Source organism: Halorubrum sp. CGM5_25_10-8B, assembly GCF_005435095.1.
Lineage (GTDB): Archaea > Halobacteriota > Halobacteria > Halobacteriales > Haloferacaceae > Halorubrum > Halorubrum ezzemoulense.
In genome coordinates, this window is record NZ_SGTY01000005.1 from 135,917 (window position 1) to 151,177 (window position 15,261).

Below are 15,261 nucleotides of genomic sequence, written 5' to 3' on the forward strand. Positions count from 1 at the left end.
AGAGTAGTGATTCAAAATTGATCCCAGAACGCTCCAAATCACCACGAATTGATGCTAATTCGACCTGAAACTAGCTTATCCTCCGAAACTGTAAAACTTCTCGACCTATAGATTCTATATATCGAAATAAGATTTATCAGACAAGTAGTGAGGCTTGATCGTATGAAAATCAGCTTCAGAAGAGCTCATACGCTATTATAGCTAATACCCGCACCTACTTTGGATTAGTGTAGTAGTCACAAGTAGATTTTTGAGGATGCCCGCTGTCGGTGAAGCTAAATCGATGGTACAGCCAACTGACGGCCCTCAACCCGGGGACACGACTAGTGGAACACCACTCGACGAGCCCCTGACCGATTTTCTCGACGCCAAGGCGAAGACGCTTGGCGAGTCCGAGGACGGAACGACGCAGCGATCCGGCAATTACGTTCAAGCGCTCGAACGCGTCGTCCCGGACTGGATCGAATGGATGAATGGCCAAGGCGTGACTACCGTAGAAGCGGTCGACAGTCGTCACCTCGCCCGGTATGCCGGTCACCTCGCCCGACGGGTGAATGCCCGTCGAGCCAGCAATGACACGGACGGGATCACAGCAGCCACTGCGTGGAACTACTACTCGCTCGTCTCCGCATACCTCCGTTACTGCCAGCAGTGGGAGTACATCCCAGAGAACCCCGCGGATACCGACCGCGCAAAAGACGAAATGCCTGACCGGCCCGCAACCGACTCTAGCAAACAGCAGTTCTGGTCGACCCAGCAGCGCGAGACAATCGTCTCGTACGTCGACGAGCGAGCGTATGCGGCGATTGATGCGGATCCGCAGAGCCGAGAAGCACTCACAGCTGCCCGTGACCGGGCGCTCGTCTACGTCATCGGATTCTCTGGCGTCCGCGGTGCCGAGGTCCTCGCCTCTAGTCGCGATGACCGGCGGACGGGAATCACATGGGGGGATATCGATACTGACCAGGAGGTATTGACAGTCCTCGGCAAAAGCCAGCAAATCGAGAAGGCACCGCTGACAGATCGTCCCGTTAGTGCCCTCAACCGCTGGCAGACGCTCCTCGACCCGCCCACCGATGCGTGGCCCGTGTTCCCTTCGTTCCACCTCGCATCCCTGCGGGATGCTGCGCGAAGTCAACTTCAGGAGCGTGACGCCGATCCAGAGACTATTGACACGGTTACGAGTCTCGGCACCGCAGACCTCGTTGATGCCTTTCGTGAACGGGACCTCACCCCGCCGGCTCTAACTACGGAAGGCGGCCGATACACGCTCAAAAAGCACTCTCAGGCAGCCGCTGTGGACTGTTCAGACGACTCGAAAGCGTATCTCACCCTCCACGGCGCTCGCCGTGGCGTTGGTGAGGCGTACTACGATGTAGCGGGGTTCAGTGACGCGCAACGGGTCCTCCGACACGAGGATCCATCAACGACATCGAAGATGTATGCCCACAAGGAGGCGGGTGAACTCTCTGACGTGGGCAGCGACATTTTCTCAGCGGATGAGTAGCTATCGTCGGCCGGCTGTCCGTGGATGCTGACTGTCTAATAAACCATATACTGCGATATCATTCGAGCGCGTATCCCCACCCTTCGAGCACGTCGACAACATCATCCGTGTGTTGAAGTCCAACCAGGAGCGCTGCCTCACGGAGATCCGCTTTCCGCACGCTTTCTCCGAGTCGGCTCTCAATAATCGACTTCTGTGTCCGCTGGACGTTCAGCGTGTCTTCTTGGAGGTGGAGCTGGACCGTTTGTTCTCGCCCGTCTGTGATGCTGTTTCGGCGTAATATCCACGGAATGTCACTCCTTGCTGTGTCGCGTCCGCTATTGTCGGCGCTGCTGCTCGCTCCAGTCTCTATCTCCACCTCAGTTGTCTCTGCCTGGTCGCTTTTCGAGTCCACGTCGGACGAGGAAGCGGGTTCGACCTCCGGCTCATCGTCGTCCTCTTCCTCGTCCTCCCACCCATTCACAGTGCCCTCTTTGAATCCCCCCATCAGACGGTCACCTCCTCAGGATCGTCCAACGCGCCTGGCTCAGGCGGCGAGGGCGCCACAATGCCGCCCTGCGTCTCAAGCGAGCGAGCAATTCGATCGAACTTTGCCAGCGTCTCAACCTCGTAGTCGCGGCGTCGGCTCCGGTGCGTTCGCACAAATTCAAACGCACTACACTGGTGTCGCCAACAGCCCTCCATCATCGATGTTCGGTCGCCGATCACTTCCGGAACCTCGAAGGGCACGTCCTCGACGATCTCGTTTTGATCTCTCGTCCCCTTGAACTCGATTGGGACGGCTCCAAGCACCCCAACTTCGATATTCAATTCATCCGCGAAGTTCGTCGCAAGCTCCTCTAAGCCCTCAACGGACGCTTCTCCCTTTGCGGACGGCTCAAACGGAATGAGGAGGTTCCTCGTCGCATAGATCGCATTATAGAGATGATCTGACTCCGTTGCTGGAGGATCACAGATAAGAACATCATACCGGTCCGGCACATCGTTCTCAACGAGGACACGCCGGAGTTGCGCGTAGATGTTGTACGCATCGCCGAAGTCTTCGGCCCGACTTTTCTCTCGTGCTAAGTGGTCTGAGAGATCTGAAAGGGTGTTGTGTTCCGGAATAATATCAATACCCTCTGCCGTCCGAATCAGATCGTCGAAGTCGCCGCCCGGGTTATCGACAAGGTGTCGCACGAGACTGTCTGCTGCTGAATCACTCCGGTCGTCGTCGACGTCGAACAGCCGACTCAGGTTCCCGTCCTGTGGATCGAGCGGAATCACCAACACATCAAGCCCCGCTCGGGCGTGCGCACAGGCGATATTCGCGGTTAGCGACGTCTTCCCGACGCCGCCAGCCTCGCTGTAAACCGTGTACGAGAGCATACAGCATTATTAGAGACATACCACATAAATATACGTCAGACATTCATCTATGACTCTTATCTATCTTAGACCTCTAAGTAAGATCTCTAAGTAAGACTACTGAGTTAGGTTTCATACTCAGATATGTATGAAAGGAATCTACCCTAGATTTCTCAGATAGAGTAATAAGGCATCTAACACATATTTGTATGTGATATGCTCAAGGCCCAAACCCGACCTGTGATAGCTCCCCCACGACTACGGTAGTTGATCTTTTATTAGAAAAATATAAATTTATACCGCCACCCTCAGCTGGGAATTGGCTTGGACTCAATATTTCGTTTACATGATCTTGGTAACATAACCTGTATTGTGTGGCGCAGTGACTGCCTCCCTCAGTATTGCTCTACTCAGTATTTTTGACGTCCTCCACTGACGTTCTAGGGGGCCCAAGTTGATACGGGTCGCTCTAATTGTGTATATTTATATAGACAGATATCACCACCAGAACTGACTATTTGACTCACTTCGTAGCCAAATTAGCAAACAAACGGCTGGAATTTCATGCGAAAGCTACTGTTGCCCAAGTCTTATTAGCAGGTGATGAGGTAGTGTGTCTGTTCACGATGACTGACAACCTCTACGTTGACCCGAATGCGCTTCCGCCACTTGACTCATTCTCACGACGATCCAGAGACGAATCAGTCTTATTTACTACTCCGACGCATTTCTCCGTCGACTACGAGATTAATCCGTACATGGTGTCCGGCGTGGACAGTTCCACTGCGAACCAACAGTGGCACGATCTCGTATCCAGATATGAGGATCTGGCCGACGTTTCGATCATGGATGTCGACGCAGTTTGGGACGATCTTAGCGAGGTCGAAGTTGCCCCGCCCGGGGAACTCCCAGATATTACCTTCTGCTCGAATCATGCCCTTTCGCTTCCAGATCGCGACGGGTTCCTGCTCGCGCAGATGGCAACTGAAGAACGACATGATGAGCCTGCTTACTTCAAGCAGTGGTGTACCAACCGGGATATTCCAACTGAGCAGCTTCGTACGGATGTTCCGTTCGAGGGGTGCGGCGATGCCCGCTGGCATCCGGGGCGTCGCCTCCTCTGGGGTGGTTACGGGCCACGAACTGACCTCGAGGCATACCGGGAAATAGCAGACCGCTACGATGTCGGCGTCGTTCCGCTTGAACTCACTGACGACTCATACTACCATCTCGATGTTTGCTTTTCAGCTATCGACGAACAGACGGCCGTTGTGTGTCCTGACGCGTTTACTGACGCAGGCCGAGAAAAACTTGACACGTTATTTGAAACATTGATAGAAGTCTCACCAGAGGCAGCACAGGATCACTTCGCGTGTAACTGCCACTCGCTGTCAGGTGACGTCGTTGTCATCGAAGAGTCAAACCACCAAACTATCCACGCGCTCGAGTCACACGGGTATGAGACTCTCCATGTATCAACAGATGAATTTATGAAAGCAGGCGGCTCGGTGGCGTGTATGGCGTTTCCGTACTAGGCGGAAACGCGCCAGTATCGTCTGCGCTGTCGACAATAGCGATGAGTGACTCTGTTGAAATCCTTACCGAGTGATATATTTCGGCTCGGTCGAGGTCAATTCACAGATATTAAACAATGAAGAGAGAACGTTCAGATATGTATGAGACTCCGTTGTATTTGATGCTAATCGGGCTATCTCTCGTACTCGTTTTTTCCGGGCCCTCAAATGGTGCCCTTCCAGCTGTCCTCCAAGCTACCGGTGGATTAATCGCCATCAGTAGCGGTGGAGTGCTTCTCAGAGATGTGATCAGTCACTCGACAAATAACGGGTAAGCACCCTTCAGCGACCAGCTGTTTCAGACGATAATATATCTGAAGGACAGGGTTTCAACAGAGCCCGATGAGTAAAAAAAGAGCTGCCAGCAGCGTGGTATTTATGGAGAATCGAGGAGAGCGGCTCGCGCTTTAGCGCGGGGAGGGTGTCAAGGCTGTGCGTCAGTATCGATATCGACGCCAGTGTACCGGCTCAGAGCCCCTAGCTCGCCAAACTCGGGCATGTCCACCCAGTCGTACGAGAACCGTTCTGCGGCCGGGTACGCGTAGTTGATCATCGCGCAATCTTCCCAGTTGGCCTCCTCCATCTGGATGAGCGCCTCCTCCCAGCGCTCCCTGGCGGCGTCGTCGCGGGTCGAGTTCTCTTGCATCGTGTTCCACGAGTCGCGAGCGGTCTGTGAGGCCTCGGTGTCGACCCAGTTGAGCGCGACGAGCGGGTTTCCGCTGACCCCCTCGTTGTCCGTCGAGCGGGTGTTCGGCGGATACAGCAGCGCGAGGACGTTGAGCGGATCCGCCCACGACATCCCCCACTCGCCGAGCCCGGCCGGTCGGTTGCCAGCAAACTCGCGGTCAAGCAGCGTCGAGAACGGAGCCGTGCTGATGGAGACCTCGATGTGCGCAGCCGAGAGGCGGTCCCGGAGGTCATTGGAGATCTGCTCGTAGGTGGTGTCCTCGACGTTGAGAATCTCGAACTCGTACGGGTCGTCGTCGCTGTAGCCGGCCTCCTCCATGATCAGGCGGGCCTCCTCGATGTTCGACTCGTTGTATCCGTACGGGTAGTTCTCGCGGGCGTGTTCCTCCGCCGCTTCCGGGCCGCCCGGGAAGAGGGTCGCAGGCGTCATGTGATACCCCGGCTCGACTCGGCCCTTGTACGCGCTGTTGGCGATTTCTTCGTGATCCATCACCCACGCAACGGCCTTCCGAGCTGGCTCGATCACTTGGTCGTTGTTGAACAACATGAACTGCGTGCTCAACCCGGAAATCCGGAGGTAATCGACCATATCACCGTTCTGTACCGGCCCGTACTCACCAACTTGAAGACCGTTGTCTTGCGTCTCGTTGACCGTCGCCAGCTCAGGATCATATTGGGCGGTCGGGATCGAGAACGCGTCGACGTTCCGGTTCATCGCGTAGTTGTACTGGGCGTTGGTGTCTTCGATCACCTGCCAGTGGACGCGGTCGACCATTGGCGCCTCGCCGTGGTACTCGTCGAAGGCAGTCACTGCCATCTCCTCGCCAGACGTCCACGTGTCAAACTCGAAGGGGCCGGTTCCAACCGGGGACGTAGTGAACTCGTCGTACTCCATTTCACCGTCATACCCCTCGATGTCACCGACGATTCCCTCTGGAAGGACGGCAAACGTCGCGTCTGACATGATATCGAGCGCCGCGTAGTATGGTGATGACAGCGTCACCTCGACCGTCCTGTCGTCAACAGCCTCCACGGCCATCGATCCGGGGACGTACTCTCCCTCTTCGTTTGTCTCGTGTTCGATCCCAAGGTCTGAGAGCAACAGGAACGCCGACGAGGAATCTGGAGACGCTGCGACGCGTTCCCAAGAGTATACAACGTCGGCAGCCCCGACCGAACTCCCGTTGTGAGCAACTACGTCTTCAGTGAGTGTGAAGGTGTACGTCAGCCCGTCATCGGAAATTTCGTACTCAGTCGCGAGCTGGTTAACAACGCCTGACTTTCCTTCCGGCTTCCCAACAAGCCCGTCGAAAACTTGGAAGATGACCTCATTGGCAGATGAAAGGACATTTGCTGGCGGGTCGAACGTGTTGATCGACGCGTTCAACAGGCGCAGCGTTTTCTCGCCATCGCTGGTTGTCTCAGCGCTCTCATCGTTGTCTTCACCATCAGTCGCGTTTCCACCATCGTCCAACTCGTCTGGGACCTCTTCGTCGCTTCCTCCCGAACACCCAGCAACGGCCGTCATTGCTGCGAGCGCGCCAGTCGACTGTAAGAACCTTCTTCTTGTGCGGTCCGAATCGGAATTCGGCATGACTATGACAAATATGGTAGGAATTTAAATCCTGATGTGGTTAGCCGTTTTTGGTGTAAGGACAAGTATTATTACATGATAAGATTATACGATGTCTTAGCAAATGGGACGATGGGAGTATTTTCTCAAGCGCGTGCTTTTGATGGTGCCGATTGTCTTTCTCGGTACGACTGTAACGTTTCTCATCCTTCGGGTGGGACCAATTGACCCCGCGGCCGCGATCATCGGGCCAAGCGGCGACACGGAGGCGTATGCCGCTATCAGGGATAGCCTTGGACTCGATCAACCGCTCTGGATTCAGTACGCGGAGTTCATGCGCGACCTCCTGACGCTCCAGTTGGGAGAATCGTGGGTCGTTGTCCGCGGCCAGTCAGTGTGGGAACTCGTCGGGGTTTATGGCCCTCGAACCCTGTGGCTTGGGTTCTGGTCTATCCTCATCCCGATATTTGTCGGGCTCCCGCTCGGGTTCTATGCTGGGCTCAACCCGAATACGCTCGCTGACTACATCGCCTCTTTTGGCGGGATAGTCTGGCGAGCAATGCCAAACTTCTGGTTAGCCGTGATATTCGTCAGTGTCCTCACGCAATCGGACGCGTTGTTCGGATTCAGTTGGGGGGACTGGCTTGTTGAAACACAGATCGTTACCCCGCCCGACCTTTCGGGGCTGTGGGAACCGACACAGTTTCTTGGTGCGTTGAAAGCGATCCTTCCAGCAGCCCTTGTCCTCGGCTCTGCGTCCATGGGCAATGAGATGCGAATCGGGCGTACGGCGGTGCTTGAAACAAAAAACGCAAATTATGTTGAGATGGCGAAAGCGAAGGGGGTGCCCGGGAGACTCGTCGTTTGGAAGCACATGTTCCGGAACGCACTCATCCCGCTCGTTCCTGTCATTACTGGAGAGGCGTTCCTCCTTCTCGGTGGATCCGTGCTCGTCGAAACTGTGTTCGCAATTAACGGGCTCGGCTACCTCTTTTTCCAAGCAACGATTAATGGTGATGTCCCGCTTGTCGGGTCGTTGATGTTTTTGTTCATTCTGCTCTCGGTCGGGATCAACATTCTCCAGGACTTCCTGTACACCGTGATTGACCCACGTGTTGGATACGACGGAGGCGCATAATGGGAGCTGACACTGACGTCGGGTCGGGCTCGACTCGCACTGGTGAGTTCCGAGAAGAGGCTAGTCGTCCTGAGGGCGATCGCGACCTACCGCTGTCTGAACGGATTACGCGAAATCCAGGTCCCGCAGCGACGTGGGCCGCCGTTGTTGCCGTCCTCATCGCAGCCGAGTTTGGTGCGATCGTCAGCGGGTTGCTGTCAGTGCCCCCGTGGGGGTGGGTCGGCGGGCTGGTCCCAGGAGTCGTCGAACCGGTTGCGGCACTCCTCGCCACAGTCGCCGAGCGGGGAGCCGAGCTGCCGACAATCACCTCTCGCTCTGTCATCGACAATACCGGATACCAAACGCCGAGTGGCTGGGAAGGCACAACGCTCGGCCTTTCACCAGCGGTAGCGTGGGCCCTCCGGGTGGCTGTAATTTACACGTACTCATTCACCTGGCTGCTCGTCGGGTGGTGGGGGTACACGCTGTACCGGCGTCATTACCGGATTCCTGACTGGACGCCGCGTGACGACGTTGTGAACCGATTCCGCCGACACTCGTGGGGGCTATTTGGTCTCACAATCGTGTTCGCGTTTGTCGTCATGGCGCTGTTTGCGCCGGTGCTGGGTCCGACAACTGTTGATCAGAACATCGAGAATCCATACGAGAACCGCATTGATTATTACAACGATGAGACGGGACAAGTCGAATCGATTTTCGTCGGCGAAGCCAACGGTGATACACAGTCTCGCGGACAGGGCGACAACAACGTTGGACCGCTTGAATACGATCAGTACGACCGGTTCCACCCGTTCGGAACACTCCCAGACGGCAAAGACTTGTTCACCTTCATGGCGTCGGGAGCTCGGGTGTCATTGCTTGTTGGGCTCACCAGCCTCGGCATTGCCGGTGGGTTTGCGATGGTATTTGCGATGCTGACGGCATACTACAAGGGACTTGTTGACCTTGGAGTTGTGATTGCTGGTGACTCAATCCAAGCGATGCCCCAACTGTTGTTTATCATTCTCGCGTCGTTCGTCCTTTCCGACACATGGATCGCAGAGGTGTATAACGGCGGGCTCGTCCTCGCGATACTGTTCGGTATCACCGGCTGGCCGGCGCTATGGCGAGCCGTCCGTGGCCCGGCACTCCAAGTGTCGGAGCGTGAGTGGATCGACGCTGCGAAATCGTACGGGCAGCGCCCGCGAGTGACGATGCAAAAGCACATGCTACCGTACGTCGTTGGCTACTTCCTCATTTACGCCTCCCTCTCACTCGGCGGCGTTATTATCGGCATTGCGGGGCTCTCATTCCTTGGCCTCGGAATCGAAGCACCGGTACCTGAGTGGGGCCGAGCGGTGAGCGCGGGACAGCCGTATGTCGCCACGCAGTCATGGCACATCTCGCTCATTCCGGGCATTCTCGTCGTGATCATCGTAACCGGATTCAACGCGCTTGGCGATGGGGTCCGAGATGCGATCGACCCAGAGAGTGACATCGGTGACGGTGGCAACGAGAACGTCGCTGCTGGGGGTGGTGCCTGATGAGCCGACACGCACGCGATGACAACGTGCCATTGAACGCTGATGCGACATCGAGCCGTGACCTAGCGCTCGAGGTGGAAAATCTACGTACCGTTTTCCACACTGAACACGAACAGATCCACGCAGTCGACGGTATCTCATTCAATATTCGACGCGGTGAAACCGTCGGACTCGTCGGCGAGTCTGGCAGTGGAAAATCCGTGACTGCGCGGTCAATACTCGGACTCATTGAATCGCCGGGTGAGATCGATCCAGCATCCGCAATTCGATTTGAGGGAGATAACATCACGGAGTACACTGAGTCAGAGTACGAGTCGATTCGCGGCGACGGGATCGCGATGGTGTTCCAAGACCCCCTTTCGACGCTGAATCCGGTATACACCGTTGGAAACCAAATTAAGGAGGCTCTGTCGCTTCATCAAGACCTTCGTGGTACTGCGGCGACAGAACGCGCAATCGAACTGCTCGAGGAGGTCGGGATTCCGGATGCGGCCCGCCGGGTCACTGAGTACCCGCACCAGTTCTCCGGAGGCATGCGCCAGCGAGCTGTGATCGCGATGGCGCTCGCCTGTGCGCCGGAGGTCTTGATTTGTGACGAGCCTACCACTGCGCTTGACGTCACGATTCAAGCACAGATTATTGACCTCCTCATGGACATCCAGGCAGAACGCGACCTCAGCATTTTGTTTATCACGCACGACATGGGTGTCATCGCCGAGGTAGCAGACCGTGTCAATGTCATGTACGCCGGAGAGATAGTCGAATCAGCGCCGGTTGAACCGCTATTTGCGGAGCCAAAGCATCCGTACACGCGAGGACTACTGCGAAGTATCCCCAGCACTCAAACTAGTGGCGACCGCCTCGAGACGATTAAAGGCGAGGTGCCAACACCGAATGAACCCGCAAGCAGCTGTCGGTTCGCTCCACGATGCCCAAAGTCATTCGAGGAGTGTTCGGAGGTCGCACCAATCCCGACCGCTGTGGGTGACGACCCGGATCATGACGCGGCGTGTCTGCTCTATCCCGAGTCAATGACGACCGACGAGGCAGTAGCTCATCACCGGCCAGCTGATGATGGGGGCGAGCAATGAGCGGCGAGAGTTCTGGAGGTAGCGAGACCAGCCCCGAGATGCGCAATATTTCAGACAGCAACAGCACAGCTAATGGCGATGTACTGCTGTCGGTCCGTGATCTAAAGACACATTATGAGGAACGCTCGTTGTTCGGCGGCGACCCGGTCCGAGCCGTGGACGGTGTTAGTTTCGATGTGAGGCGGGGCGAGACGCTCGGTCTCGTTGGTGAGTCTGGCTGTGGAAAGACGACGCTCGGGCGGACGCTCGTCCGGCTTGAGGAAGCAACCGATGGCAACATCGTCATCGACGGTGACGACATCACTACGCTGTCGGGTGATGCCCTCCAACGCTGGAGACGCGACGCACAAATCGTATTCCAAGACCCAGAATCGAGTCTTAATGACCGCCTGACGGTAGGCGAAATCATTCGAGAACCCCTGAATGTCCACAACTGGAAGACGCCCGCCGAGCGCCGACAACGCGTCAGAAATCTCCTCGAGCGCGTCGGCCTTCGTGAGGAGCACTACTACCGGTATCCGCACCAGTTCTCCGGTGGCCAACGGCAGCGCGTCGGGATCGCTCGGGCACTCGCCGTCGAGCCTGATTTCGTCGTCCTCGACGAGCCGGTTAGTGCGCTCGACGTGAGCGTCCAAGCGCAGATTCTCAACCTCTTGATGGACCTCCAAGAGGAGCTTGATCTCACGTACTTGTTCATCGCCCACGATCTTTCCGTCGTCCGCCACATCTGTGATCGCGTCGCCGTCATGTACCTCGGAAAAATAATGGAGTTCGGACCGACAGAGCAGCTGTTCCAAAAGCCCGAGAACCCATATACCCGGTCACTACTATCGGCTGTTCCAACCCCAGACCCGACGGTCGAACGCGATCGGACGACCCTTCGCGGGACACCCCCGAGTCCCCGTGATCCGCCTAATGGGTGTGTGTTCTCGACCCGCTGCCCAGCGAAGATTCGACCCGACGGCTTCGAAGAGCTATCCGAACATGACTGGGATGCGATCGAAGTGTTCCGCGAGGTGCTCCGCGAGCGCTCACGAACAGATCCATCTCTCTCCGAACGAGCCCGTGAGCTACTGGGACTTGAGACCCGGCTCCCGGATGTCGAGGAAGCCGCTGGGGAACTGTTTGCCAGCCGGTCGTTCCCTTCTGATGTACAAGAGCCAATTCAACAGTCCATCGAGGCCGCCAACGACGGGAATGAGGAGCACGCGAGAGAGATCATTACAGCAGCACTCGGTAGTGTCTGCGATCGTGAAGCCCCCTCGCTGCTGGCGACTGGCCGGACTGACAGCGGCCGATCCAGTCGCTGCCATCGCCACAAAGAGGAGTACGCTGACCCAGACGCTAGCGGATCGGATAGTCCCCAGTCGTGAGCTCAGTAGATCGATCTGATGAATGGGTCTCGGAGTTGAGCTGGGCTGAGGTAATCGCCCGGCGGGTGCTTGACGCAACGGTGTACGCACTCGTCGTAACAGCCATAGCACTCGTTGTCGGTGGTGTGATTCAGACAATTACTGGAACAGTGGCGGACGTGGTGTTGTTTACTTTCATACTCGGGATCGTTGTTCTGGGGTACGCGACGTACTGTCTGCTTCCTGGAAGGCCGTGGCATGTTGAGCACACTGAATCGGGCATGGAGCTGACTCGGCATGATCGAACGCAAACTATCGGTAGCCGTGAGGTGACTCGCTTTCAAGCCGTCGTACAGTCAGTTCCGCCGCTCAGATGGTACATGCTCCCACCGGAAGAGCGGTATTCGCCGGCGCTAAAGCTGTTTGCCGCTGGAATCTGTATCCTGTTGACGTCGATCGGAATTGAAGCGCTGTTTGTTTGGTAGCTGCTAGCGGACGCGGCCCCAATGTGGAACAGACTTTTGGAAGGTGCCCACGCCCGTAGGGACATGACACGTGACGAATCAGCAGGCGTTGATACGCAAGCCCGAGAGGCCTGGAAGCGGACACTTACAGATGCCGCCGACCTTGCCGAACGTCGCGAGACAGCAGGGTGGACTGTTCTGTATACGCAGTCGAGTGAGACGACGGTCGTGACTAACCCTGATGAAAAGGAGTACGCCTTCCGCCATCTCGTACCCGATGAGGATGCCGACCAGATTAGCGACTGGGTCGCAGACGGAGACTTTCCGCAGTACGATGTCCATAGGGCCACAAAAGCTGGAACCGTCTTTCTCGTCATCGAAATCTTGGACCCCGAACAGGAGCGGTGTCTCCTCATCGCCGCCGCATATCCACTTACTGCGATTGGTGGCGTTAGCGAAACAATTGGTGACCATCCCGTTCAGACACGGATCCGGCAGCTTGACGGCACCGTCGTCGCATCATTCGAACACACTGATAGCGAGAAGTTCCTTCCGTCCGACGCAGGGGGGTTGACTGGCCGTCAAAACTGAACATCACCGGGATCGAACCCAATCGCACTCGTTTGGCTGACCGTGATCGAAGAATCGATGTCCTGGCGTAGCCTAACAAGAACTATCGCCCGTTTTTGAGTGGGTCTCCTCAAGCACGCGGCCGCCTTCGCCGGTCGTGACAATTACTATATCACCGTTGTCCCTCCGGATAGGTGACCTCGGCCTCCAGTACAGTTCACTGTCAGTAGGGATGGAACTACTAATGTACTATGTCACCGTTTCATTGGCTCTGTTGAAACACTCAGAATTTGATATTTTACACTCCAAATCACTCAGTACAGAGGCTGAGTACAGCAGACCGAATCTGTTCTGCTAATCGATCGGCGGTGGACTACCGTTGAACTGAGTGTGAGTACCGTCAACCGATAATCTTGCCTACATTGTACTGATAGAGATACGAGCGCATACCCCCGCCTTGCCGTGAGTGACGAGTGTTCCGACAGAGTGTCGGAACCGAGGAACGAACAGGCGGGGGTCGAGCGGACATCATAGTGTGACAAGCCACCGTTCTATTGTAGTGCCGGATTTCCCACGGGTTCACTTCCACTCCGGATGGCTGGGATATATATCTGCCACAACCAAAATCTTCGCACGGTGACGATGGGCGAACTCACGAAAACCCTCGAACTGAAGCTTGTGGACCCGAACCTCCATAAGCGACAGAAACTTCGTGAGACACGCGATGCCTATCGACGGGCGCTTCAGGCTGCCTTTGACACTGGTTGTGACACGCAGTCAGCAACCAACGATGTGGTTGTCGAGTACGACCTGAGCGGCTACGCGAAAAATGCCCTCAAAAAGTACGTCCCACAACTCTGTGGGAACAGTTACGACGCCAACGAGATCCACGACGACCACCCAGTGCGGTTCACAAACGAGGGCCTACAACTCGACCACCAGCCACAGAACGCTATCGAGTGGTACGCCAAAGTCCCGCACCACGAGGATTACCACCTCTGGATACCAGCACGCGCCAATCCCGACCAGCGGGATTGGCTTGAAGCGTTGTACGCAGACGACGCCGAGATGGGTGAAAGTCGGCTGTTCGAGCGGGATGGAACGTGGTGCCTCCACATCACCGCTACCCGCGACGTGGAGGACGAATCTGAGGCGTCCGCCGATAAGCGGACACCGGTTGGTGTGGACATCGGAGAAGCGAGCCTCGTCACGGTGTGTCACCGCGACGGCTCCGGTTCTCCGGTTCGCCCCCGCCTGTGGGCCGCCGACGGCAAAGCCGTTCGTCGGCTCCGAAAAACCTACTTCACCGCCACAAGACGGCTTCAGAAGCGTGGTAGTGAGCGAATCGCAGACTCGTTCGGTGACGCACTGTGGGACCAGATTGACGATGTGTTCCACCATGTGACCCGCGAAGTCGTGGACTACGCCGAGTCCGTCGACAACCCAGTGTTGGTGCTGGAAGACCTGACGTACATCCGCGAGAATATGGACTACGGCGAGTACATGAATCGGCGGTTACACGGGTGGGGCTTTGCCAAGCTCCACGCACAGATTCGCTACAAAGCCGCCGAGAAGGGGATTCCCGTCGAGACGGTGAATCCCCGGAACACGTCGAAGGCGTGTCACGCCTGCGGTGAACACGGTTACCGGCCACGACAGGCGACGTTTAGATGCTCGAACGACGGCTGTTGGGTCGGTGAGTATCAAGCCGACGTGAACGGGGCGATAAACATTGCAGACCGCTACCGTAGTGGAGAGAGTCACCGCCAAAGCGACTGGGCTTCCCGGCAGAAGGCTGGTGCCGATGACTCGGCTACGGATGGGGCCTCTTTGACCGGGCCACAAGACAGCCAAGCCGATGCTGAAACCCAGCAGACGACGCTTGGAACGTATGCGTCTTGAAATCAACAGGCCGCTTCGCTCGGCCTGAAATCCCGTGGTGGGATTCCTCCGCGTTCACGCGGAGGAGGAGGTCAAACTCGTAGCTGTGCTCTCCCACTTGTTCGTACCCTTGTGCCTCATAGAACAGCACTGCGTTGCGTGAGGCCCACACCCCTATCGACTCGATATCCTGCTGGAGCGCCTTCCTCTCTAACTCGCCGTAGATACGCGACCCTACTCCGTTCCGAGCGGCCGATGGATGGATATAGATGGCTGTAATCTCTCCCTCAACTTCGGTCTGGAGATACTCGCCCGCCTCGGGTTTCATCCATCCGAATCCGACTACATCAGTTACATCCTCGGCAACAACAAAATACGTGTCTTCGGATTCGATTGGGTACTCCTCCGGGTCGCGGCCATGGGCCCATGCTGCCACCTGTTCTTGGGTATAACTTTGCTTTCCTAATTCCTCGATCGAGGAGAGATGTACATCACAGATCTGTTGGGCATCTTCGGCTACTGCCTCGCGCACGGAGATATCCATATCGCAGTCT

At 56.5% G+C, this 15,261-nt stretch carries 13 protein-coding genes; 9 read left to right on the top strand and 4 right to left on the bottom strand.

The genetic code is table 11. The annotated features are described in order from the left end of the window. Positions 1–283 precede the first annotated feature (283 nt). Positions 284–1,507: a site-specific integrase gene (locus EXE51_RS06235; protein ID WP_094583309.1), complete on the top strand. Its 1,224-nt coding sequence runs from the start codon at positions 284–286 to the stop codon at positions 1,505–1,507. A 58-nt stretch (positions 1,508–1,565) separates the two neighbouring features. On the opposite strand, the gene EXE51_RS06240 is transcribed toward EXE51_RS06235, so the two are convergent. After that, a complete protein-coding gene (locus EXE51_RS06240; protein ID WP_137692252.1) occupies positions 1,566–1,994 on the bottom strand; it encodes a hypothetical protein in 429 nt (142 codons plus the stop codon). Further along, entirely contained in the window at positions 1,994–2,875 is an 882-nt protein-coding gene (locus tag EXE51_RS06245; RefSeq protein WP_049933239.1) for a ParA family protein, read from the bottom strand. The genes EXE51_RS06240 and EXE51_RS06245 overlap by 1 nt, the downstream gene beginning before the upstream one ends. 605 nt (positions 2,876–3,480) lie before the next feature. On the opposite strand from EXE51_RS06245, the gene EXE51_RS06250 reads away from it, so the two are divergent. After that, on the top strand, positions 3,481–4,389 hold the full coding sequence (locus EXE51_RS06250; protein WP_080508694.1) for a dimethylarginine dimethylaminohydrolase family protein: 909 nt from the start codon (positions 3,481–3,483) through the stop codon (positions 4,387–4,389). Positions 4,390–4,852: 463 nt separating this feature from the next. On the opposite strand, the gene EXE51_RS06255 is transcribed toward EXE51_RS06250, so the two are convergent. Beyond that, entirely contained in the window at positions 4,853–6,643 is a 1,791-nt protein-coding gene (locus tag EXE51_RS06255; protein WP_049933237.1) for an ABC transporter substrate-binding protein, read from the bottom strand. A 169-nt stretch (positions 6,644–6,812) separates the two neighbouring features. On the opposite strand from EXE51_RS06255, the gene EXE51_RS06260 reads away from it, so the two are divergent. The 7 genes from EXE51_RS06260 (at position 6,813) to EXE51_RS06290 (ending at position 14,728) form a co-directional block, all read left to right on the top strand. Further along, positions 6,813–7,826, top strand: coding sequence for an ABC transporter permease (locus EXE51_RS06260; RefSeq protein WP_049933236.1), 1,014 nt, complete (start codon positions 6,813–6,815; stop codon positions 7,824–7,826). After that, positions 7,826–9,349: an ABC transporter permease gene (locus EXE51_RS06265; protein ID WP_080508692.1), complete on the top strand. Its 1,524-nt coding sequence runs from the start codon at positions 7,826–7,828 to the stop codon at positions 9,347–9,349. The genes EXE51_RS06260 and EXE51_RS06265 overlap by 1 nt, the downstream gene beginning before the upstream one ends. Continuing rightward, positions 9,349–10,440 (top strand): ABC transporter ATP-binding protein, encoded by a 1,092-nt coding sequence (locus tag EXE51_RS06270; protein WP_080508691.1) that lies wholly within the window; start codon positions 9,349–9,351, stop codon positions 10,438–10,440. The genes EXE51_RS06265 and EXE51_RS06270 overlap by 1 nt, the downstream gene beginning before the upstream one ends. 38 nt (positions 10,441–10,478) lie before the next feature. Then, a complete protein-coding gene (locus EXE51_RS06275; protein WP_137692300.1) occupies positions 10,479–11,813 on the top strand; it encodes an ABC transporter ATP-binding protein in 1,335 nt (444 codons plus the stop codon). After that, positions 11,810–12,277 carry a hypothetical protein gene (locus tag EXE51_RS06280; protein WP_198943799.1) on the top strand — a complete coding sequence of 156 codons (468 nt, stop codon included), beginning with the start codon at positions 11,810–11,812 and terminating at the stop codon, positions 12,275–12,277. The genes EXE51_RS06275 and EXE51_RS06280 overlap by 4 nt, the downstream gene beginning before the upstream one ends. Positions 12,278–12,340: 63 nt before the next feature. Next, positions 12,341–12,847 (top strand): hypothetical protein, encoded by a 507-nt coding sequence (locus EXE51_RS06285; RefSeq protein ID WP_049933232.1) that lies wholly within the window; start codon positions 12,341–12,343, stop codon positions 12,845–12,847. Between the two features lie 621 nt (positions 12,848–13,468). Next, positions 13,469–14,728, top strand: coding sequence for an RNA-guided endonuclease TnpB family protein (locus EXE51_RS06290; RefSeq protein ID WP_137692253.1), 1,260 nt, complete (start codon positions 13,469–13,471; stop codon positions 14,726–14,728). Here the strand turns inward: EXE51_RS06290 and EXE51_RS06295 are convergent. After that, positions 14,640–15,251, bottom strand: a complete 612-nt coding sequence (locus EXE51_RS06295) for a GNAT family N-acetyltransferase (RefSeq protein ID WP_137692254.1) — start codon at positions 15,249–15,251, stop codon at positions 14,640–14,642. The two genes, EXE51_RS06290 and EXE51_RS06295, sit on opposite strands and share 89 nt — an antisense overlap. Between the last annotated feature and the right edge of the window lie 10 nt (positions 15,252–15,261).